At 58.2% G+C, this 21,706-nt stretch carries 21 protein-coding genes; 4 read left to right on the plus strand and 17 right to left on the minus strand.

Features of this window, described 5'->3' with window-relative positions; translation table 11 throughout:
- Positions 1–44: 44 nt before the first annotated feature.
- From RUESEDTHA_RS20495 to RUESEDTHA_RS20525, 7 genes are all read right to left on the minus strand, one after another.
- Positions 45–2,225 (minus strand): 3-hydroxyacyl-CoA dehydrogenase NAD-binding domain-containing protein, encoded by a 2,181-nt coding sequence (locus RUESEDTHA_RS20495; RefSeq protein ID WP_180888452.1) that lies wholly within the window; start codon positions 2,223–2,225, stop codon positions 45–47.
- 23 nt (positions 2,226–2,248) lie between these two features.
- Complete coding sequence (locus RUESEDTHA_RS20500) at positions 2,249–3,460, minus strand: acetyl-CoA C-acetyltransferase (protein ID WP_180888453.1); 1,212 nt, start codon at positions 3,458–3,460, stop codon at positions 2,249–2,251.
- A 39-nt stretch (positions 3,461–3,499) separates the two neighbouring features.
- Positions 3,500–5,278: an acyl-CoA dehydrogenase C-terminal domain-containing protein gene (locus tag RUESEDTHA_RS20505; protein WP_180888454.1), complete on the minus strand. Its 1,779-nt coding sequence runs from the start codon at positions 5,276–5,278 to the stop codon at positions 3,500–3,502.
- 104 nt (positions 5,279–5,382) lie between these two features.
- Positions 5,383–6,360 (minus strand): nitronate monooxygenase family protein, encoded by a 978-nt coding sequence (locus RUESEDTHA_RS20510; RefSeq protein ID WP_180888455.1) that lies wholly within the window; start codon positions 6,358–6,360, stop codon positions 5,383–5,385.
- A gap of 95 nt (positions 6,361–6,455) precedes the next feature.
- Positions 6,456–6,878, minus strand: a complete 423-nt coding sequence (locus RUESEDTHA_RS20515) for a nuclear transport factor 2 family protein (RefSeq protein WP_180888456.1) — start codon at positions 6,876–6,878, stop codon at positions 6,456–6,458.
- A complete protein-coding gene (locus tag RUESEDTHA_RS20520) occupies positions 6,875–7,498 on the minus strand; it encodes a 2-hydroxychromene-2-carboxylate isomerase (RefSeq protein WP_180888457.1) in 624 nt (207 codons plus the stop codon). The genes RUESEDTHA_RS20515 and RUESEDTHA_RS20520 overlap by 4 nt, the downstream gene beginning before the upstream one ends.
- Before the next feature lie 10 nt (positions 7,499–7,508).
- Positions 7,509–8,246 (minus strand): SDR family oxidoreductase, encoded by a 738-nt coding sequence (locus RUESEDTHA_RS20525; protein WP_180888458.1) that lies wholly within the window; start codon positions 8,244–8,246, stop codon positions 7,509–7,511.
- Between the two features lie 215 nt (positions 8,247–8,461).
- On the opposite strand from RUESEDTHA_RS20525, the gene RUESEDTHA_RS20530 reads away from it, so the two are divergent.
- Both RUESEDTHA_RS20530 and RUESEDTHA_RS20535 read left to right on the plus strand, forming a co-directional pair.
- Positions 8,462–9,007: a helix-turn-helix domain-containing protein gene (locus tag RUESEDTHA_RS20530; RefSeq protein ID WP_180888459.1), complete on the plus strand. Its 546-nt coding sequence runs from the start codon at positions 8,462–8,464 to the stop codon at positions 9,005–9,007.
- 1 nt (position 9,008) lies between these two features.
- Positions 9,009–9,986: a nitronate monooxygenase family protein gene (locus RUESEDTHA_RS20535; RefSeq protein WP_180888460.1), complete on the plus strand. Its 978-nt coding sequence runs from the start codon at positions 9,009–9,011 to the stop codon at positions 9,984–9,986.
- Positions 9,987–10,106: 120 nt separating this feature from the next.
- On the opposite strand, the gene nhaC is transcribed toward RUESEDTHA_RS20535, so the two are convergent.
- Positions 10,107–11,513 carry a Na+/H+ antiporter NhaC gene (gene nhaC / locus RUESEDTHA_RS20540; protein WP_219635922.1) on the minus strand — a complete coding sequence of 469 codons (1,407 nt, stop codon included), beginning with the start codon at positions 11,511–11,513 and terminating at the stop codon, positions 10,107–10,109.
- A gap of 63 nt (positions 11,514–11,576) precedes the next feature.
- Here nhaC and RUESEDTHA_RS20545 point away from each other — a divergent pair, with 63 nt between their 5' ends.
- Entirely contained in the window at positions 11,577–12,128 is a 552-nt protein-coding gene (locus RUESEDTHA_RS20545; protein WP_370456821.1) for an Lrp/AsnC family transcriptional regulator, read from the plus strand.
- Between the two features lie 114 nt (positions 12,129–12,242).
- On the opposite strand, the gene RUESEDTHA_RS20550 is transcribed toward RUESEDTHA_RS20545, so the two are convergent.
- From RUESEDTHA_RS20550 to RUESEDTHA_RS20580, 7 genes are read right to left on the minus strand one after another with little or no spacing between them, the layout of a single operon-like run.
- On the minus strand, positions 12,243–13,304 hold the full coding sequence (locus tag RUESEDTHA_RS20550; protein ID WP_180888463.1) for a TRAP transporter substrate-binding protein: 1,062 nt from the start codon (positions 13,302–13,304) through the stop codon (positions 12,243–12,245).
- 28 nt (positions 13,305–13,332) lie between these two features.
- Positions 13,333–14,628 (minus strand): TRAP transporter large permease subunit, encoded by a 1,296-nt coding sequence (locus RUESEDTHA_RS20555; protein WP_180888464.1) that lies wholly within the window; start codon positions 14,626–14,628, stop codon positions 13,333–13,335.
- Positions 14,625–15,140: a TRAP transporter small permease subunit gene (locus tag RUESEDTHA_RS20560; protein ID WP_255431847.1), complete on the minus strand. Its 516-nt coding sequence runs from the start codon at positions 15,138–15,140 to the stop codon at positions 14,625–14,627. Before RUESEDTHA_RS20560 ends, RUESEDTHA_RS20555 begins: the two co-directional genes overlap by 4 nt.
- The gene (locus RUESEDTHA_RS20565) at positions 15,137–16,168 is read right to left on the minus strand and encodes a phosphotransferase family protein (protein ID WP_180888465.1); all 1,032 of its coding nucleotides are present in this window, start codon (positions 16,166–16,168) and stop codon (positions 15,137–15,139) included. The genes RUESEDTHA_RS20560 and RUESEDTHA_RS20565 overlap by 4 nt, the downstream gene beginning before the upstream one ends.
- The gene (locus RUESEDTHA_RS20570) at positions 16,155–17,738 is read right to left on the minus strand and encodes an AMP-binding protein (RefSeq protein WP_180888466.1); all 1,584 of its coding nucleotides are present in this window, start codon (positions 17,736–17,738) and stop codon (positions 16,155–16,157) included. Before RUESEDTHA_RS20570 ends, RUESEDTHA_RS20565 begins: the two co-directional genes overlap by 14 nt.
- A 24-nt stretch (positions 17,739–17,762) precedes the next feature.
- Positions 17,763–18,971 carry an acyl-CoA dehydrogenase family protein gene (locus RUESEDTHA_RS20575; RefSeq protein ID WP_180888467.1) on the minus strand — a complete coding sequence of 403 codons (1,209 nt, stop codon included), beginning with the start codon at positions 18,969–18,971 and terminating at the stop codon, positions 17,763–17,765.
- An 11-nt stretch (positions 18,972–18,982) separates the two neighbouring features.
- The gene (locus RUESEDTHA_RS20580; RefSeq protein ID WP_255431848.1) at positions 18,983–19,756 is read right to left on the minus strand and encodes an SDR family NAD(P)-dependent oxidoreductase; all 774 of its coding nucleotides are present in this window, start codon (positions 19,754–19,756) and stop codon (positions 18,983–18,985) included.
- 259 nt (positions 19,757–20,015) lie between these two features.
- Here RUESEDTHA_RS20580 and RUESEDTHA_RS20585 point away from each other — a divergent pair, with 259 nt between their 5' ends.
- Complete coding sequence (locus RUESEDTHA_RS20585; RefSeq protein ID WP_255431849.1) at positions 20,016–20,756, plus strand: TetR/AcrR family transcriptional regulator; 741 nt, start codon at positions 20,016–20,018, stop codon at positions 20,754–20,756.
- Between the two features lie 57 nt (positions 20,757–20,813).
- On the opposite strand, the gene RUESEDTHA_RS20590 is transcribed toward RUESEDTHA_RS20585, so the two are convergent.
- Both RUESEDTHA_RS20590 and ccoP read right to left on the minus strand, forming a co-directional pair.
- The gene (locus tag RUESEDTHA_RS20590) at positions 20,814–20,978 is read right to left on the minus strand and encodes a hypothetical protein (RefSeq protein WP_180888468.1); all 165 of its coding nucleotides are present in this window, start codon (positions 20,976–20,978) and stop codon (positions 20,814–20,816) included.
- Positions 20,965–21,706 (minus strand): cytochrome-c oxidase, cbb3-type subunit III (gene ccoP / locus RUESEDTHA_RS20595; RefSeq protein ID WP_180888469.1); only part of this gene is annotated, 742 nt, incomplete at its 5' end. The genes ccoP and RUESEDTHA_RS20590, both read right to left, overlap by 14 nt.

Consider the following 21,706-nt stretch of genomic DNA (forward strand, 5'->3'; position numbering starts at 1 on the left):
TCTATAAGAGGCACCGGACAGGACAGCCCGGTGCCCCTGATGATTTAGGCGGCGAACCGTCCGTAGAAGGTTTCACCCTTGTCGGCCATTTCACGCAGCAAAGCGGGGGCCTTGAACCGCTCGCCATGCTGGGCTTCAAGCTGCTCGCACATCTCTACGGCCTTCGAGGCACCGACGATATCCAACCAACCGAACGGGCCACCGGACCAAGGCGCGAAGCCCCAACCCAGTACCGCGCCCACGTCACCTTCGCGGATGTCCAGCAGAACATTTTCTTCCAGCGCGCGGACGGCTTCCAGCACCTGAACCAGCATCAGACGGTTCTGAACATCTTCGACCGAAGGCTGGTTTTCGGCCAGCGGGAATTCGTCGTTGAAGCCCGTCCACAGGTCCAGACGCTTGCCCTTTTCGTCATACTCGTAGAAGCCCGCATTGGCTTTGCGGCCCAGACGCCCCTGCCCTTCAAGGAACGAGATGACCTTGTAGGACAGCGGATCGACACTGTCTTCGCCTTCCTGCTGCATGGTCGCACGGGCGATCTTGCCCAGCAGATCGACGCTGGTCTCATCCATCAGTTGCAGCGACCCGACGGGGAAGCCCAGCAGACGGCCCGCGTTGTTGATCAGCGGCAGCGCAATGCCTTCACCGGCCATGCGGTACGCCTCGTAGCCCGAGGGCACGATGCAGCGGTTGGCGTAGAAATAGCGCGCGTCATTGACCACGATCGGCGTCTTGCGGATCTGGCGCACGAAGTCCAGCGCCTTGGCCACCGCACGGTCGCCGGTTTCCTTGCCCTTGATGATTTCCACCAGCAGCATCTTGTCGACGGGGCTGAAGAAGTGGATGCCGATGAACTGCTCGGGGCGCACCGATGCCTTGGCCAGACCGGTGATCGGCAGCGTCGAGGTGTTGGACGCAAAGATCGCATCCTCGGGGATGATCGCCTCGACCTTTTTGGTCATCTCGGCCTTGACGCCGGGATCTTCGAACACGGCCTCCACGATCAGGTCCACGTCTTTCAGCAGCTCAAGATCGGTCGAAGCGGTGATCTTCGACAGCAGCGCCTCTTTCTTTTCCTCGGTGGATTTGCCACGGGAAATCGCCTTGTCCATCAGATTGGTGGTATAGGCTTTGCCCTTGTCGGCGGCCTCTTGTGTCTGGTCGATCAGGACGACTTCGATCCCGGCCTTGGCCGACACGTTGGCAATGCCCGCGCCCATCATGCCTGCACCCAGAATACCGACCTTTTTCACGGTCTGATCAGGGACGTCGGGGCGGTTCGCGCCTTTTTCCAGCGCACCCTTGTTCAGGAACAGCGTGCGGATCATTGCAGCCGAGGACGGGTTCATCAACAGGTTGTTGAACCAGCGCGCCTCGACCTTCAGGGCGGTGTCGAAAGGCACCAGCGCACCGTTATACGCGGCGTTCAGCAGCGCATCCACAGCCGGGAAAGCGCCCTGAGTCTGACCGCGCGCCATGACCACCGATCCGGCAAAGGTCATGAAACCCTGCGGGTGATAGGGGGCACCGCCGGGCATCTTGTACCCTTTGACATCCCAGGGCTTCAGAATGTCGGCATCGGTTGCATTCAGCACCCATTCGCGCGCCGCCGCAACCGGATCATCCGCGATCTCGTCGATCAGACCGGCCTTCTTGGCAGCATCCGGCGACAGAGTCTTGCCCTGCAACAGGTAAGGCGCCGCCGCCATCAGACCGAACTTGCGGATCAGACGGGTGGTGCCGCCGCCGCCGGGGAACACACCGACCAGAATCTCGGGCAGGCCGATCTTGGCTTTGGGGTTGGGCGCGCAGAAAATGCGGTGTGTGGCCAGAGCCACCTCATACCCCGCACCAAGAGCCGTGCCAGGCAGCGCCGTGGCATAGGGCTTGCCGCCCTTGTTGGTCTTGGGGTCCATGTTGTTGCGTTCCATCGCACGCATGATGTGATGGGCCTTCATGGTGTTTTCGAGCATCTCGTCGGGCTTGCCCGCCCATCTCTCGGCCACACCGGCCAGCATGTTCAGATCGGCGCCTGCGGCAAAGCTGCCGGGCTTGGCCGAGGTCAGAACAACGCCCTTGATCTCATCATCGGCATTGGCCGCATCCACAGCCGCCTTGAGGTCTTCGATGCCCTGTTCGGTCAGGACGTTCATGGATTTCCCGGGCAGATCCCAGGTGATGATGGCCACGCCATCGTCATGTTTGGTCAGGGTAAATTCAGTCATATCTTTTCTCTCCTGATCCGGCGTTACACGCGTTCGATGATTGTGGCCGAGCCCATACCCGCCCCGATACACAATGTTGCCAGTCCGGTTTCCTTGTCGGTGCGCTCCATCTCGTCCAGCAGAGTGCCCAGAATGATGGCCCCCGTGGCCCCCATGGGGTGGCCCATGGCGATCGCGCCGCCGTTGACGTTCAGCTTGTCTATGTCGACGCCGAAATACCGCTGCCAGCGCAACACAACCGAGGCAAAGGCTTCGTTCACCTCGAACAGGTCGATATCGTCAATGGACATGCCTGCACGGGCCAGAATCTTTTCGGTCACGGGCACCGGGCCGGTCAGCATGATGGTCGGGTCCGAGCCGATCTTGGCCGTCGCTTTGAACCGGGCGCGCGGCTTCAGGCCGTATTTCTCGCCGAATTCCTTGTTGCCGATCACGATGCCCGCGGCACCGTCCACGATACCAGACGAGTTGCCCGCATGGTGGATGTGATTGATCTTTTCCAGATGCGGGTATTTCATCAGCGCGATCTTGTCGAAACCGGGCATGGCTTCGCCCTGTTCCTTGAACGAGGGTTTCAGACCGGCCAGATTGTCCACCGTGGTGCCCGGACGCATATGTTCGTCATGATCCAGCATCAGCGCGCCGTTCACGTCACGCACGGCAACCATGGATTTGTCGAACCGGCGCGCCTGCCAAGCGGCCGCGGCACGGTTCTGGCTTTCGACACCGTAGGCATCCGCATCCTCGCGGGAGATACCGTACATCGACGCGATGATGTCCGAGGAAATCCCCTGCGGCACCATATAGGCCGGGATGGCAACAGCCGGGTCCACACCCAGCGCACCACCGTCCGACCCCATGGGCACGCGGCTCATGCTTTCCACGCCGCCCGCGATATAGCCATCGCCGTCGCCGCCTTTGACCTGACTGGCCGCCATGTTCACGGCCTCAAGCCCCGAGGCGCAGAACCGGTTGATCGTCACACCAGGCAGCGCGTCACCAAAATCGGATTCCAGCACAGCAGAGCGGGCGATATTCGCACCCTGTTCGCCAACCTGATGGACATTGCCCCAGATCACGTCCTCGATGCCTTCGGCATCCAAATTGTTACGCTGCTTCAGTTCATCAAGCACAATCGAAGACAGGCGCACGGCCGGTACTTCGTGAAGGCTTCCGTCTTTGCGGCCTTTCCCGCGCGGTGTGCGAACGGCATCATAGATGTAGGCTTCGGTCATTATTTTCTCCTTTTAGGCCTGGCCCAAATTCTGGATTTATCAGAACGCTTCGACGTCCATCTCCATCACGGGGGCCGCAGTTGTCTTGATGCGGGCCAGATGGGTGGCGGTCATTGGCAGATGGCGGGTGTTGTAGAAACGCGCACTTAGCAGCTTGGCGTCGTGGAATGCAGGGTCTTCACTGCCTGCGGCCAGCGCAGCTTGCGACGCAACCGCCTGCAGGCCCCACATGTAACCCAGCAGCACATGACCGAACAAATGCATGAAGTCATACGACCCCGACAGCGTCGCGTTGATGTCTTTCATGCCATTCTGAACAAAGGTCATCGCCGCAGTTTGCAGATCGTTCAGCGCGGCCTTCAGCGGTGCGATCACCTCGGCGCCGATGGTTTCATCATCCTTGTGCTCGGCGATGAAACCGCTGACAAGAGCGATGAAATCACGGAAGGCCTTGCCGTTGTCGGAGGGCAGTTTGCGGGCCACCAGATCCAGGGCCTGAATGCCATTTGCGCCCTCATAGATCTGAGCAATACGCGCGTCGCGCAGACATTGGCTCAGGCCCCATTCCTCGATATAGCCGTGGCCGCCCAAGATCTGCTGGGACTGCACCGCCATGTCAAAGCCCTTATCCGAGCAGAACCCTTTCATGACCGGAGTCAGCAGGCTGATCAGCGCCAGCGCATCAGCGTCGTTGTTGCGATGCGCCTGGTCCAGCTTCATTGACGACCACACACCCAAGGCGCGGCCCGCTTCCACAAAGCTTTTCTGATCCATCAGGTTGCGGCGGATGTCGGGATGCACGATCAGCGGGTCGGCGGGACCTTCGGGGTTTTTCACGCCCGTCACGTCACGGCCCTGAAGGCGGTCCTTGGCATAGGCCAGCGCGTTTTGATAGCCCAGCTCGGCGGCCGAAACCCCCTGTAGGGCGGCGCCGATGCGGGCCTCGTTCATCATGGTGAACATGGCGCGCATACCCTTGTTGACCTCGCCCACCAGATACCCGGTCGCGCCGTCATAGTTCATCACGCAAGTGGCATTGCCGTGAATACCCATCTTCTTTTCCAGATTGCCCACCGACACACCGTTGCGCGCACCCAGCGAGCCGTCCTCGTTCACCAGAAACTTGGGCACGATGAAAAGCGAGATACCCTTGACGTTGTTCGGCTCGCCCGGAATTTTCGCCAGCACCAGATGGATGATGTTCTCGGCCATGTCGTGATCGCCGGACGAGATGAAGATCTTCTGGCCCGACACCTTATAGGTGCCATCTTCCTGAGGTTCCGCCTTGGTGCGAAGCAGTCCCAGATCGGTGCCGCAATGCGGTTCCGTCAGGTTCATGGTGCCGGTCCATTTGCAGCTGACCATGTTGGGCAGATAGGTGTTCTTCTGCTCGTCCGACGCATGAGCCAGCAGGGCCGAGGCCGCCCCATGGGTCAGGCCGGGGTACATGATCAGCGCGTGGTTGGCCGCCGAGAACATCTGGTTCACGGCCGTATGCATGACAAACGGCATGTTCTGGCCGCCGTATTCTTCGGGCATGTCGATGCCCGGCCAGCCGCCGTCGCGCAGCGCATCAAACGCTTCGGAAAAGCCGGTGGGTGTCCGCACGACACCGTTTTCCAGCGTGCAGCCTTCCTGATCGCCGGTCTGGTTCACCGGAGACATCACCTCGGACGCCAGCTTGCCTGCCTCTCCGATCACGGCCGTCGTAAAATCGCGGTCCAGGTCTTCGTAACCCGGAATGTTCTGCGACGACAGATCGAACACGTCCTGCGTCAGATACGCATAATCTTTGGTAGGTGCGGTATAGGAAGGCATAAGATGCGCTTTCTTCTGTTAAGTCTGGAAAGGCCCGGCCGCATCCAAGGCGCGGCCGGGAGTGGAATTCGAATACGGGGAGAAGTACCGAATTCCGTAAAGGCTTAGGCGTTCAGGAAACCACCGAGGCGTTTGTTGATGATGTCGTCGGCCTCGGTCATGATCCGGTCGATCAGCTCCTGACAGGTCGGGATATCGTTGATCAGGCCCGCAACCATGCCGCAGGACCATGCGCCTGCATCCATGTCGCCTTCTTTCATGATGCGGGGATAGACGCCCGCGACTTTGTCCATGATGTCTTCGAAGGTGATCTTGTCGCCAAGTTCCTTTTCCTTCTCGATCAGCGCTTCAACCGCAGGGTTGGTCAGCACGCGTTCGGTGTTGCGCAGCGGGCGCATGACCAGACGGGTGTCCAGTTCGGACGCAGCGACGACAGCCTCTTTGACGTTCTGGTGGACCGGTGCCTCTTTTGTGGCCAGAAAACGCGTGCCCATGTTCATGCCATCAGCGCCCATCGCCATCGACGCCACCAGCGAACGACCATCTGCCTGACCGCCCGACGCGACAAAGGGGATTTCAAGCTCATCTGCGGCGCGCGGCAGCAGGATCATGTTGGGGATGTCGTCTTCGCCCGGGTGGCCGCCGCATTCGAAACCGTCCACGGAAACGGCGTCACAGCCTATCTCTTGCGCCTTGAGAGCGTGGCGCACCGAGGTGCATTTGTGGATCACCTTGATGCCCGCCTCTTTCAGATAGAGCATCACCTGCGACGGGTTGCGGCCTGCGGTTTCCACCGCCTTAACGCCACCCTCGATGATCGCCTTGACGTAGCCCGGATAGTCCGGCGTGTTGACGATCGGCAGGAAGGTCAGGTTCACCGCAATGGGTTTGTCGGTCATGTCGCGGCAGCGCGCGATTTCATTTGCCAGATCCTTGGGCGACCCCAGCGACAGCGCCGTGATCGTGCCCAGACCACCGGCATTGGAAACGGCTGCAGCCATTTCAGCGTAGCCAACCATGTGCATCCCGCCCTGAATGATGGGGTGCTGGATGCCGAACATTTCGGTGATTGCAGTTTTCATTTTTAGTTCCTCTGTCATCGGGGCGCAGCCCCGCCGGTTGTTCTTCGTGTTCACGCGTGGGGGGGCCGCGCAAGGCGGTCCCGCCGAATAAGTGGTCAGGACGCCTTGACCTTGACGCCAGGCATGACATGCCCTGTCTTTTCGGCCATCAGCTCGGCCAACCGAGCCGCAAGGGCGACCGGACGAATGGCGACCTCAAGCTCGGTCAGCTTGCCGGTCTCGTCAAAGCGGATCAGGTCAACCCCTTTCAGATCACGACCGTCGATCTGGGCCGAGAACTCCAGCACCACCGACATTTCATCTTCGTTGATGAACTCGCGGTGATAGCGGAAATTCTCGAAGATGCTCATGACCATGGGCAGGGCCGTCGAAAGCGCGACATAGCCCGTGTAGGGGTTGTGGCCAGAGGGCGAATGCAACAGCGCATCGGGATGCGCCAGATCCTTGAGAAGATCCACATCCACCGTCTCGACGAAACGGTGCCAGTCGCTCAGACCCTTCTGGATTGCCGCGTTCATTGTGCGGCACCCGCCTGCTGGCGAACGATCTCTTCTTCGATCTGGCCCAGACGTTCCTTGCCAAAGAAGATCTCGGACCCCACGAACACGGTCGGAATGCCGAACACCTTGCGGTCAACCGCCGCGCTGGTATTGGCCACCAACCGGTCTTTCACGTCCTGATCCTGCGTGCGGGCCAGCAGACGCTGACCGTCCAGCCCCGCATCAGTCATCGCCTGGGCGAACACCTCCGGGTCGTCCATCTTGAGGCTTTTTTCCCACATGGCAGAGAAGCCTGCCTGGATATAAGCGTCATGAATGCCATCCAGTTCCGCCGCCGCGGCACCGCGCATCAGCAGCAGCGTGTTGACGGGGAAATGCTTGTTGAAGACATAATCCGTAAGGTCGTATTTCTGAACGAAGCGGTTGATCTCGATCCGGTCATAATCCAGCTTGCCCTTGATCTTGGAAAAGGCAAAGGCAGGCGCCATGTTGTTGGTGGCCTTGAAAATACCGCCCAGCAAGCAGGGGATATAGTTGAATTTGACACCGGTGCGCTGTTCGATCTGCGGCACAACCTTGTGGCAGAAATAAGCGTTCGGGCTGCCGAAATCATAGATGAAGTCTACGGTCACACTCATTGGTTTATCCTCACCACTTTTCCGTCCAGGGCCGCAGGTCAAGCTCATGCGTCCAGGCCGTGCGCGGCTGGTGGTGCAGCATGACGTAATTCTGCGCGATGTGATCGGGGTTCAGAATGCCGTCTTTTTCGCGCAGGTCGTCCACATTGGGTACGTTGTCGCGGATAAAGTTGCTATCGATGGCCCCGTCGATGATCGTATGCGCCACGTGGATGTTCTGCGGGCCCATTTCCCGTGCCAGAGATTGCGCAAAGGCGCGCAGCGCATGTTTGGCGCTGGAGAAGGCCGAGAACATCTTGCCGCCGCGCACGCTGGCGGTTGCACCGGTAAAGATGATGGTGCCGCGACCGCGTTCCTGCATCCGTATGGCGGCCTCGCGGCCCATCAGGAAGCCTGCAAAGCACGCCATCTCCCAGACCTTGCGATAGACCCGCGCGGTGGTTTCGGTTGCCTTGAACATGACGTTCGCGCCGATGTTGAAAACGGCGACTTCGATCGGGCCAACCTCGGCTTCGATCTTGTCGAACAGTGCGACCATGACATCTTCGTCGCGCGCATCCGCGGGAAAGGCCCGCGCATCATACCCTTCGTCACGAATGGATTGCGCCAACGCCTCCAGCTCATCGGCATGACGGTCTCGGCGCACAAGACACGTCGTAAGTCCGTCGCGTGCAAATGCCCGCGCGATGGCCGCACCGGTGTCATCACCAGCACCAATGACCAGGCAAACGCCCTTTTTTTCACCCATTTGGATTCTCCGTCAATTCAGTGAGAGCACACGATCAACAGGGCACAGAGGGGAACGCTTAGACACCGCAACGCGGCGTAATGTCTGATTTCCTCCCGTGACCAAAGCCAAACGTCTTGGCAACTCCCAATTTTGGTCCTATTTGTAAACCATGAGCAGTTCGGTTTAGATTTTCAACCGAATTATGCAGCAAAGCAATTGTGACGTTGGGGTACATGGTAGGTAAACACAAACAGACTTGTTCCATCGCAGGGTTCCTGAACCTGTTTGGAGATGCTTGGACCCTGCTGATCGTGCGCGAAGCATTCTATGGAACTACACGGTTTTCGGATTTTCAGCGCCGCACCGGAGCGGCCAAAAACCTGTTGTCGGACCGGCTGTCAAAGCTGGTTGACCATGAAATTCTGGAAAAGGTGGATATCGGCGCGACCGGTGCACACTATGTTTATAACCTCACCGCAAAAGGCCAGAGCCTGAAGCCGCTGCTGGCCTCTATCATCGTCTGGAGCAATGAGCATCTCTACCCGGATGGCCAGGAACCGACACTTGTTCTGAGCCGCGAAACCGGTGAGGTCGTGCACAGTTTTGAGATGAAGTTCGATTCTCTTCAGCCGCATGTGGCACAGGATTTGGATGTGGTCGCAGGCCCCGGAGCAAACGAAGCCACAAGAAAGCGGCTTACGGTTGGACCGTGGCCAGCGTCCCAACGTGGACCCGAAAACGAAACCGAAGAAACACCAGAATTGAAGAAAGAAGCTTAAATTGTCTCTTCCTAGCACTTTGTCTGAAAAACTGCGGCTACCCGTTGTTGCGGCACCCCTTTTTATTATTTCGAACCCGGATCTTGTTATCGAACAATGCAAAGCAGGGATTGTGGGATCCTTCCCGTCGCTCAATGCGCGCGGAGAGGAAAGCTTTGAAAGCTGGCTGATACAGATTACCGAAGCACTGGCCGCCCATGATGCGGAAAATCCTGACAGCCCGGCCGCGCCATTTGCCGTCAACCTGATCGTGCACCGCTCGAACAACCGGCTTGAGGAAGATCTGGCGCTGTGCGTGAAATACAAGGTCCCGCTTATCATCACGTCGCTGGGCGCGCGCCCCGAAATCAACGAGGCGATTCATTCCTATGGCGGCATCGTGCTGCACGATATCATCGACAACAGCTTTGCCAGGAAAGCCATCGACAAAGGGGCCGACGGGATCATTGCCGTCGCCGCCGGTGCCGGGGGCCATGCGGGCACGCAATCGCCGCTGGCCCTGATTCAGGAAATCCGCGAATGGTTCGATGGGCCGCTGCTGCTGTCGGGGGCCATCGGGTCCGGTGCGTCCATTCTGGCGGCGCAGGCCGCAGGAGCAGATCTGGGCTATATCGGTTCGGCTTTCATCGCCACGACCGAGGCGCGGGCGGTTCAGGGGTACAAGGACTGCATCGCAGCATCCAGCGCCAAGGATATCGTGTATTCCAACCTGTTCACGGGAGTTCACGGCAACTACCTCAAACCTTCGATCGAAGCTGCGGGGATGGATCCCAACAACCTGCCCGAAAGCGACCCTTCCAAGATGGATTTCGGGTCCGGCGGGAATTCGGACAAAAAAGCCTGGAAAGACATCTGGGGCGCGGGTCAGGGGATTGGCGCGGTCAAAGAAGTGCTTTCCACTGCGGATCTGGTGGCCCGCCTGTCGGCGGAATACCACGCGGCGTTTTCGTCTTTGTCGTCTTCCTATAAAGCGAACTGATCAACTGAAAGTCCGTCCCGTAAAGTGGAATGCGGGATTTTGGAACAGACCAAGGGGCCGTAATAGATGCTGCCCCTTTCTGCGCAATACATCGCGCCACTTATGTTGTGAGAATACGGGCTATTCGGCGGGTACAGGCTTTTTCGCGTCTAATTCACCCTGCTCTGGCTCAATTTTCCAGATTGTCCACCCCATGAACCCGAACACAAGCGTCACCAGCGGCGAAAGCCAGCAAAAGAACGCGAATGGCAGGTAGGCGAGAGTCGCAACACCAAGAGTGGCCGCCTGATATGCTCCGCCGGAGTTCCAGGGAACCAAATTCGCAGTCACAGTTGCCGAATCCTCGACCGCGCGGGACAGGTTTTCCGGGGCCAGACCGCGATCACTGTAGGCCTGCGCGTAGGTGCGGGCGCCCATGACGATGGCCATATATTGATCGCACAAGACCATGTTTGCACCGATACTCGTAAATACGGTCGACGCAATCAAACCCCCGTCTGATTTCACCTTGGACAGAATTTTATCGGCAATGGCCTTAAGCTGGTTCGTCCGCTCCATGACACCGCCAAACATCATCGCAACAATAACCAGGCTGATGGTGTACATCATCGAATCCATGCCACCACGAGACAGCAGGCTGTCGACATCTTCATTGCCGGTCGTGGCCTCATACCCTCCGAAGGCGGCGTTCACCAACGCGCCGTAATCGGCCCCTTGCATCCCAACGGCCAATATCGCTCCCGCAATGACACCCAGTGTTATCCCGGGAATCGCAGGCATCTTGCGATACGACACGAACAGCACAATCAGGGGCGGCAGGACCATTGCGATATTGATCGTAAAGTTCTCATCCAGCACCGTCAGAATGGTCGAGATCCGCTCGATGTTTTCGGCCCCGCCCGAATAGGACAGACCCAGGATCGTTTCGATAATCAAGGTCAGCGTGATCGAAACACCAGTGGTGTATGACATGTGCTTGATATGCGTGAACAGATCGGTTCCCGCCAATGCCGGCGCCATGTTGGTGGTGTCGGACAGCGGGGACATCTTGTCACCAAAATAGGCACCGGACAGCACAGCACCTGCAACCAAAGGCAGGGGAAAACCTAGACCGGCCCCAACCCCCATGAGAGCAACACCGATTGTCCCGGTCGTACCCCAGCTTGTGCCTGTCGCCAGAGAGGTCACTGCGCAAATAAGTACCGTTGCAGGCAGAAATATGGACGGAGACAGGATGGTCAGCCCATAATAGATCAGCGTTGGAACAACACCGCTTAGGACCCAGACCCCGATCAAAATGCCGACGATGATCAGAATGATCGTTGCCGGCAGCGCATTTGTAATACCGCGCACCATGCCGTTCTGAATATTCTGCCAGCTAAAACCACAGCGAAGCGCGACAAGCGAAGCAGCAAAAACGCCAAGTAGCATCGGAATATGCGGATCAAGCCCATAAAATACGATCGAAACGCTGATGCCGACGACAAGTGAGAAAAGCGATATCATCGCCTCCCAAAAATGCGGCATTCGAGCGCCTTCTGGAATGTCTGTTTTCAAGCCCTTGTCCTCCTGCTGGGTGTTCCTCGCCAAATGAAACTTGCGGTTGGGGGGGTGCTCTTCTTTCCTATACTTTCTAATTCGTACTGTTTTGAGGGCGCTTTTTGTGCAATATGTCGATCTTACTTACATACTGAAGGAGGAATTCTTCGTTTGGACGAAAAGGATCATCAAATTATTTCCGAGCTGCGACGGAATGCGCGCGTTTCGCTGTCGGCTTTGGCATCAGTCACCGGATTGTCTCGAGTGACCGTCCGATCCCGCATGGACCGGTTGGTCGAATCCGGTGTGATCCTGGGTTTCACGATCAACCTGAAGGACGATCTGAGAAAAATCCCGATCCGAGGCATGACAATGTTGGGGATCGAAGGCGTTGGAACCGAAAGGATCAAGCGAACACTGCGCGGGTTTCCCGAGGTGATCGCCATCCACGCGACAAACGGGAAATGGGACTTGATTGTCGAGACCGGGACACAAACGGTCGAAGATCTGGATGTTGTGCTTGGTAAAATTCGTCGTATTCAGGGTGTTCGTGATAGTGAGACGAATTTGCTCTTGTCCACCCAGATGAATATTGACGTGTGATTGCCCGGGATTAGCCGGGCGCGGCCAAGCCCTGCAGTTCAAACTTAGCCCTGCCGTCACGGGCGGCCGATGCAGAGCACGGCGAATATAGGCCGTGCTCTGCCTGTTATTGTCTTATGACAAACCACGCAGTCTTTGGAATTCGTGCAGCATCTCGCCGACACGACCGCAGTACTCTGGATCCTTGGCCGAGAATTCATCCACGACCTCCAGCGAATAGCGGCGCAGATCCTCTTGAGTCTGATCGTCAAGGCTGGTCAGTTCACCACCCATTTCCTCGACGAATTTCTTCTTGAACAACATGTCCCGGTACACGAAATGTGCACTTGCATCAGCGGACGTGGCACGCACGACTTCGTTGACTGTTGCCTTGAGGTCATCCCCCAAACTGTCCCACGCCTTGAGGCCCGCAAAGACTTCGCCATTCATGTGGCCCAGCAGGTCCGGTTCCGCGATATATTTGTTCACTTCCTGCAGGTTCATGCCCCAGCCTGTTGCGGTTGAGCCCCAATGCGCGCCCTCGGCAACACCCGTTTGCAACGCCTGATACAGCTCGCCTCCGGGGATGGACACAGGGGACGCACCCATTTTGGTGAATACAAGGGCCGCCGGTCCTGTTGAACGAACGCGCCATCCTGCAAAGTCTTCCGTGGTTCGTAGCGGGCGATTGGAATACAGAGTCAGACCGGAATAGGACACCGGGCCGATCTGGAAAACGCCCTGTTCGGCATAGGCCTCGCGGATGACGTCCAGCGCACCCATTTCATACATGAATGCGGCCATCTCCTCGTGTTTGGACCAAGCCCCGATATGCCCGTTCAGATGGCCTGCCACCGGGATACGACCGATCCAATAGGCCGGATAGATGAATGCGCTTTCCAAAAGACCTCGGCGCACGGCATTCAGAACCTCACCCGTCGGAACGATCCCGTTACTTTGTACAGGGGTGATCGTCAGCTCGCCGTTGGTTGCTTGCGTAATGCGTTCGCAGAACTTGACGAACACCTCTTCGTAATACCAGTTGCCCGTCGGCCAGTGGGTTTGCATACGCCAGGTCAGGTTTCCGGCCGCGATGGCGGCTGGCGCAGCCAGCACTGAACCGGTCGCTGCGGCTGCCGCCGTGGATGCGGTGGCGGTCAGGAAACCGCGGCGGGAAGTTTTGGTGTTGTCCGTCATGTTATCTCCTCCTGGGTGACAGAAATTATTAACCGTTTGTGAAATGTGTGATGATTTCGGGGAACACGAAGATCAGCGTGCCAGTCGACAGCATAAGCACCAGATAGGGCAGAACTGCGCTGTAAATCTGGGTGATAGGCGTTCTGGGACTGAGCGTTTTCAGGTAGAACAGGTTGTAGCCGAAAGGCGGCGAGATATAGCCGATGCACAGGTTTAGTTGGAACAGCACACAGAACCAGATCGGGTCCACACCCAGACCGGCAACGATGGGATAGAAAATCGGCAACACCAGCAAAATGATGCCAATCGGATCCAGAAACATCCCAAGGATCAGCGTCACCGCCTGCATCAGCAAGATCATCACCCATGGCTCAATGTCCATGCCACGCAGGGCGCTCTGCAAAAAAGCGGTGCCGCCCCCGCTGCCGTAGATTGCGGTAAAGGCCGAAGCCCCGAACACGATCCACAGCACCATCCCGGTGACAGTGGCCGAGGAATGGCTGACCTCTTTGATATAAGTCCAGGTCAGCTCACCGCGAATGGCGACCGAAAGGGTCACGGCGGCGGCCCCAACGGCGGCGGCCTCGGTCGGGGTGGCGATGCCGGCAAAGATCGACACCAGTACCGACAGAATGACCAAAAGCGGCAGGATTACCGATTGCAAGGACGCAAGGCGCTCCGACCAAGGCGCGCGCTCCGCAGCCGGAGGGGCAAGACTGGTATTGGTCGTCGCCTTGAACAGGACATAGATCAGGAACACGCCAAGCAAGATTAAACCCGCAACCATACCGCCCAGAAACAGCTTGCCGACCGATTGACCGGTTTGCATGCCGATCAGAATAAGCGTGATGGATGGCGGGATGATGATGCCTAACGTACCCGAGGCCCCAATTGTCCCCAGCACGAAGTTGCGGTCATAGCCGCGTTGGTCCATGGCCGGGATCCCAACCATTCCCGTGGTAATCGTCGAGGCGGCGCAACTGCCGGTCATCGCGGACAAAGTTGCGGCAAAGCCCGACGTGCCAACAAGCAACCCACCGGGCATCCGTCCCGACCATAGATGGAAGGCGTGGTACAGATCCTCGGCGATGCGCGATCTTGCAAGGGCCACCCCGATGAACACGAAAAAAGGGATGGACGACAGAAGGATCGACCACATCCCGCCGAACATTGTCGAAACGATGGAATACATGCCGTTCGGACCGAACATGATATAGCCGAAGACCACAGCCGTTCCGCCCATGGCGAAAGCCAGCGATACGCCGCAGATGATGGCAACCAGCACCATGCCGAACATACCAAGCGTCAGCAATTCAGGTGTCATTGTACAGGACCTTCCACAGTTGCAGCCGGGTTGAAGAACGTCACAATCGCCTCGATTGCGTAGACAATGCCCTGCAGGGTGATCAGCAGGCTGCCAAGAAACAGCGCAAGTTTCGGAGGCCACATCGGGTGCCCCAGCGCACTGTCGTCCATTTCGTTAAATTGCCAGGCGTCCAGAACGAACAACCACCCTTCGCGGGTCAGAACGACACCCCACAGGATCAGAAACAGATAGTTCATTAGATCCAGCAGGGCCCGGCCACGCGGCCCAGCGGCGTTCAGCACAATATCGACGCGGACATGATCCTTGCGGATCAGGGTATAGGCCCCGATCAGCACAAAATAGGACCCGAAAATGCGCTGGGTGTAGCCATGCGCCCAAAGGGTCGGCTGGCCAAAGCCATAGCGGGCGACCACTTCAAAACACAGCACGACAATACCAGCCCAGATCAGCAAGCTGACTAGTTGACCGATCATCACGTTCAGATTGGTAATCACCCTGAGGATTCTCACAGCGTTCCCCCCCAGGTGCGATCGCCCTGTTCAGCAATCTCTTGTGCGCGCAATGCGAACCGCGCGGCCAGAGGCGCCAGGTTTGCAGCCTCATCCGACGCCGCATTACCGGCGCGGACGCGATCTGCGATACCCACAAAGATGACCGCAAAGCGAAACAGGGCAAAAGCCAGATGAAAGCTGCGCAGGGCGCTGGTAGGAACGGCATGGGCGAAATATTCGGCCACGAACGCCTCGAGCGTCGGAATGCCGCTGTTTTCCCACGGGGTCCCTTTGATCCCTCCGTATTCGTCGGGTTCGGTGTGCCAGGGCATGACGCAAAACCCCAGATCAGCCAGAGGATGACCGAGGGTGGAAAGCTCCCAATCCAGCACGGCAATGATACGCGGTTCGGTCGGGTGGAACATCATGTTGCCAAGACGAAAATCCCCGTGCGCGATAGACACGCCACCGTCGTCTTCGGGCAGGTTGTCCGGCAGCCACTCGACCAGCATGTCCAGTGCCGGGATGCGCGGACCGGTAGATTGTGCATATTGCTTGGACCAGCGCCCGATCTGGCGTTCGAAATAGTTGCCGGGGCGACCGTAATCGCCGATCCCGACCTCATCCGGGCGCACCGCATGCATCCGGGCCATGGTGCGCGCCATGTCCAGATACATCTCGTGGCGGTCCTGAGGTGAAATATCCGGCAGCGTACAATCCGAGATCACCCGGCCATCCAACCGATCCATCACGTAAAAAGGCGTCCCGATGATGCTGTCGTCTTCTTCCAGCCACAGCGCCTTGGGTACCGGAACATTTGAATGTTCAAGGGCTGTCAGCACACGAAATTCGCGTTCGACCGCGTGCGCCCCGGGCAGAATCGGGCCATCGGGTTTTTTACGCAGCACAAGCCGACGATCGCCCCAGGTCACGAACCAGGTCGGGTTTGACTGCCCGCCCGTAATCGGCTCGGCAGTCAGGCCGCTCTGATCCGGCAGTTTTTCTGCAAGCCAGCCTTCCAGCGCCGTGAGGTCAAGGTTGCTCATGAGTTGCCATCTCCTTGGCTTGTTCACGCAATTGGAATTTCTGGATTTTTCCGGTGGCGGTCTTGGGCAAAGGCCCAACGATAAAGCGGCGCGGGCGTTTGAACCCGGCCAGACGGGCCCGGCAAAACGCATCCAGCGCTTCGGTATCAATCGGCTTTCCCCCGCGCGTTTCAACAAAGGCCCAGCCGGTCTCGCCCCATTTTTCGTGGGGCGCAGCTACCACCGCGGCCAGCAGGATGTCAGGGTGGTGATGCAGCACCGATTCAACCTCGAGGCTCGAGAAATTCTCGCCGCCTGAAATGATGATGTCCTTGGCCCGGTCCCTGATCTCGATCTGCCCGTCGGGGTGCATCACCGCCAGATCGCCCGTATGAAAGACCCCCCCGGCAAATGCTTTTTCGGTGGCCTCTGGGTCGCGGTAATATCCCGCCATCAAGGTATTGCCGCGCAGCACGATCTCGCCCACGGTTTCACCATCATCCGGAACAACGGCCCCATCCACACCCACCACGGCCACTTTGCCCGTGTTGCAGTGCCGTCGCCCTTGCCGGGCCAGCAGGCGCGCGCGCTGCGCCACATCCGGGGGGCCATGGGGGCCGGGGTCGTTGATCGTGGCCGGGCCATAGCTTTCGGTCAGGCCGTAAAGATGCGTGAGGTCAAAACCCAGCTCGTCCAGCCCCGCCAGAAGTGCGGGAGTGGGCGTCGCGCCGCCGGTTCCAACCCGCACACGCGACAATGCCGAAGCCTTCATATGATCCAGCAGCATATACAGAACCACGGGCGCACAGCACATGTGGGTGACAGCCCTCTCTGCGATGGTCTGCACGATCAGCGCCGGATCAACCTTGTCGAGACACACATGCAGCCCGCCCGCAGCCGTCAAGGCCCAGGTATGGGTCCAGCCGTTGCAATGGAACATCGGCAAAGTCCAAAGATAGCGGGTCTCGGGTGTGAAATGCATCATCGCCAGATTGCTGGTCGCGTTCAGCTGCGCGCCGCGATGCGTGTACACAACCCCCTTGGGACGGCCTGTCGTCCCCGAAGTATAGTTCAGAGCAATCGGCTGGTTCTCGTCATGTACAGCGGCCAGAAGGTCCAGCGCGGGCGCATCGCCGCTGAAGAAATTGACGCCATCACTCTGATCAGCGCCGCTGCACAGGACATGAACCGGTATCTGGATGCCGCTCGGATCGACGGCAACAGTTGGATCGACAAGCAACAGGCTTGAGCCTCCGTGCTCTAGGATATAGCGCACTTCCTCAGTATCCAGCCGTGTGTTGACCGTGTTCAGCACCGCGCCAAGCGCCGGAACGGCGTAATGCGCAGCAAGCAATTCCGGACGGTTCGTCGCCATGACAGACACAACATCGCCCGGGCCGACCCCCTGATCGCGCAGCCAATGCGCCATACGCGCGACAAGGTCGTTGAATTCGGCATAGGTCCAGATGTCGGTGCGCCACGCGACAGCAGGTCGTTCCGCATATACGTCCACCGCACGCGCCAGAAAACTAAGCGGAGTCAACGGCTGGCAGGTCACCGCACGCGGTGCCAGATGAGGCTCATGAAACATTTCAGATCCTTCCTTGGCAGGCTGTCAGCCCGCCTGTGTTTCCCAAGTCCAGAAACCGCGCCGTTGTTCCGTCAGATGACGATTGAGAACCATCTGGTGAACTTCGTCCGCGCCATCCACAAGGCGCGCCTGCCGCGCATAGCGATAGATCCATTCCAGCACCGTGTCGCGACTGTATCCACGCGCACCATTCACCTGAATGGCCACATCAGCCGCTTTGTGTACCAAATTGGCGACGTGAATTTTTGCCATCGACACTTCCTTGCGGGCAAAGCTGCCCTGATCAATGGCCCAAGCGGCCTTCATGACCAGAAGGCGACCCATTTCTATGCCCATGGCCAGATCGCCCAGCTTGATCTGAATGCTCTCGCGATCTGACAAACGCACTCCGAACCCGTGGCGGTTTTGGGCGTATTCCGTCGCGATCTCAGTGCAGCGCTTGGCCAGACCCAGCCAGCGCATGCAATGGGTCAGACGCGCAGGGCCAAGCCGCATCTGGGTCACTTTCAGGCCCAAACCCTCGCCCAGCAGCACACGGTCTGCCGGCAGTTCCATGTCTTCATAGACAATCTCGCAATGGCCGCCATGTTCTTCCGGGCCCATAATCGGAATACGGCGATCTATGCGCCAACCCGGTTCATCCCTGTGATGCAGAAAGGCCGTCAAACCCCGGCGCGGATCATCCGACGTGCGCGCCAAGGTGATAAAATGGCCCGCGTCGGCGGCGCCGGTAATGAACCACTTTCGCCCGCGCAGCACATAAGTATCGCCCTTCCGGGTAGCCGTCGTCAGCATCATGCCCGGGTCAGAGCCGCCCCCGGGATGCGGTTCGGTCATGGCAAAGGACGAACTGACCTCGCCCGATACGATCGGGGCCAGCCAACGCTCTTTCTGGGCGTCGGTCGCGGCCTTTTCCAGAACCATCATGTTGCCATCGTCCGGCGCGGCAGAGTTGAACACAACTGGCCCGAAAATCGAACGGTTCATCTCTTCGTAGCAAACAGCCATTCCAACCTTGCCCAACCCTTGCCCACCGGTTTCGGGTTGCAGTTGCAGGCACCAAAGCCCTTCGGATTTTGCCTTTTCGCGCAGCGGCTGCAGCCAATCCTTGGCTATGTTGTCATGCGCGTCCCAACTGTCGCGATTTGCTTCAACCGGCAAAATTTCATCTTCCACAAAGCGCGCGATACGGGCGCGGAAGTCTTCAACTTTTGGGGAAATCGTAAAATCCATTTTCTTTGCCTTTAAAGAGATGAAACCAGATGGCCGCCGTCGACGGCGATGTCGGCACCGGTCATGAAACCACCCAGATCCGAGGCCAGAAGAAGCACCGCGCCATCCAGATCAGACGCCTGCCCCAACCGTCGTTGCGGAACCCGCCGGATAAGGGCCTGCCCCGGTTCGGATGCGAAAAAGTCGCTGTTCAGTTCGGTTTCGATATAGCCGGGGCAAAGTGCGTTCACCCGAATCTCATAGCGCGCCCATTCCAGCGCCAGCGACCGCGTCAATTGCATGACCCCGCCTTTGGACGCGGCATAGGCTGACACTTGACCGGCGACACGCTTGCCCAGAATTGAAGCAACATTCACTATGCTGCCCCCCGTCCCTTTCCGGATCATGCCGTCCGCTGCCGCCCGGGCGACATGGAAAACACCCTTGAGATTGGTGTCGATCACCGCATCAATGTCATCCACAGTGTGATCCAACGCCGAGGTCGACGCAGTCGTGCCCGCATTGTTGATGACGATATCGAACGCGCAATCCTGCATCGCCGCCGTCACTGATCCCGCATCCGAGACATCCATCTGCAGGCCAACTGCACTGTGCCCTTCGGACACAAGCCGGTCACACAAAGCCTCAACCCTGTCCAAACGCCGTGCAGCGGCAGTAACCTGTGCACCCTGAGTTGCGAAAAGCTGTGCAAAATGTACACCCAACCCCGAGGAGGCACCCGTTACCAGAACGCGTTTGCCGGCAATGCCCGGAAAATCCGGAATCTTGGTTTCAGGTGCAGTCACGTCGAATCTCCTCTTAAATCGAACGCTCGCTCGTTTTGTAGAATCATTGATCACCACATGTCAATCGAGCGTTCGATCTATTTTATTGATTCATCGAATGCGAAGAAGTAACAGGAGTTGACGTCAGGGTCAGGTTACCTAAACTTGGGTCACTCAATTGGAACGAACGCTCGAAACAACGATGTGTAGACCAGAAACCTGATCGGTGTAAAACTTGCCGCAAAGTTAGGGCTTTGCCCGCAATACCAAGGAGGCCACCGTGCTTGTCGCGTCAGATCACTCTCCCGAAGCGCTTTGCCGCTCCATGTTGGAACGCAACAGCGACACGATTTCCATTCGCAATCCCGAAGTTGCGATCAAAAAGCTTGTTGTGATCATCGAGACCGCGCTGGAAATTTCGAACCGCAAAGGGTTTCACGCCATGTCCCTGCGCGAACTTTCCAAAGAGGCTGGCATTTCGATGGGTGGTCTTTACGCCTATTTCGACAGCAAAACCACGTTGCTGAACATGATCCTGTCACAGGTCGCGACCTCGGTACATGATGTCCTGAAAAACGCACCCGAGGATGTCACCAAAGACCCGATCACCCACCTGCGCTGGTTGATTTCGGCACATATCCATCTGACCGAGGATATGGTCTCTTGGTTTGCCTTTTGCTTCATGGAAGCCAAGAGTTTCCCAGAAACAGAACGTCAGATGGCCATTGAGAGTTCTATTTTTACGGAACAAGTGTTTGCGGACGTCATCAACCGTGCGGTTGCCCAGAATTTACTGCGTCCTGACGTATCGCCGCTGTTGCCGTCACTTATCAAACCGCTGTTGCAGGACTGGTATGTGAAGCGCTCCAAGTACCGCAAGCGCGGCATCTCGGTCAAAACCTACGTTCAGACCGTTCAGGATTTCGTACTTGCTGCCACTCTGCCCGCCTCAGGCTCTGAAAACCAAAACTCTAAACACATCGACCAGCAGCCAGTGGGTGTTGCAGGCAACTCTGCGTAACAAAACCCGCTGCAAAGGCGTATGGTCTCAGCGCCAACGAACCAATAGTGGACGGATTTATTTCGCGGCCCCCGTCGTGTCTTGCAGCAACGCCTGCCCCTCATAAGCCTGCAGCGCCGTCGTGACGTGCTGATATTTTGCGGTGCCATAAGCAACTATGAGAAGAACAACCAACAAGACCAGTTTGCGTTGACTGTTGCGTTCGCGTTCAATCGTGGTCACCGGTCTGCCCCGCCCATATCAGATAAAGTGTGAGTTGCCGGATTTCCGCTGGGCTGAGCCGCCCCGACCACGCCGGCATCACTCCCGCGCGACCGCTTTCAAGCGTACCAAGCAAAGCCGCGCGATCCCCGCCATAGATCCAGTTGCGATCCGTCAAGCTGGGCGCGCCGTTTTCGTATCCGCCTGCGCCGTCCTCTGCATGACAGCCCGCACAGTTTTCCAAAAACACCTGCGCGCCGCGTTCGGCTGAGGGCAGATCGTGATCCTGGCCCGAGATTTTCAGAACGAATTCTGCAACATCCGTCAGGTGGGTGCCCTCAAGCAAGTCGTCACGTCCGAAGGCGGGCATTTGCGCAAAACGCGTTTCATCGTGCCGGGCATTGATGCCATAGCGGATCGTTGTCTCAATTTCTTCCGGCGCGCCGGACCAAAGCCAGTGATCATCTGTCAGGCTGGGGAACCCATCGCGACCCTCGGCGCTGCGCCCGTGGCAGGCCGCACAATTGTCACGGTAAAGCGGGGCGATCAGGGGTTCGAAGCGGTCGCGCAAGGTCGGGTCCAGCGCCAGCGTTGCAACATCCGTGTTCTGGAACGGCGCAAAACTGACGGCGCGGTGATCCGCACCAGCCTCGACCTGCGCGCGCAGATCGGTTCGGGACGAATAGTTCAACACCCCCCGCGTATATCCCGACGCCCATGGCCAAGCCGGATAAAGCACCCAATAGACT

The sequence above is a fragment of the Ruegeria sp. THAF57 genome (assembly GCF_903914075.1).
GTDB lineage: Bacteria > Pseudomonadota > Alphaproteobacteria > Rhodobacterales > Rhodobacteraceae > Ruegeria.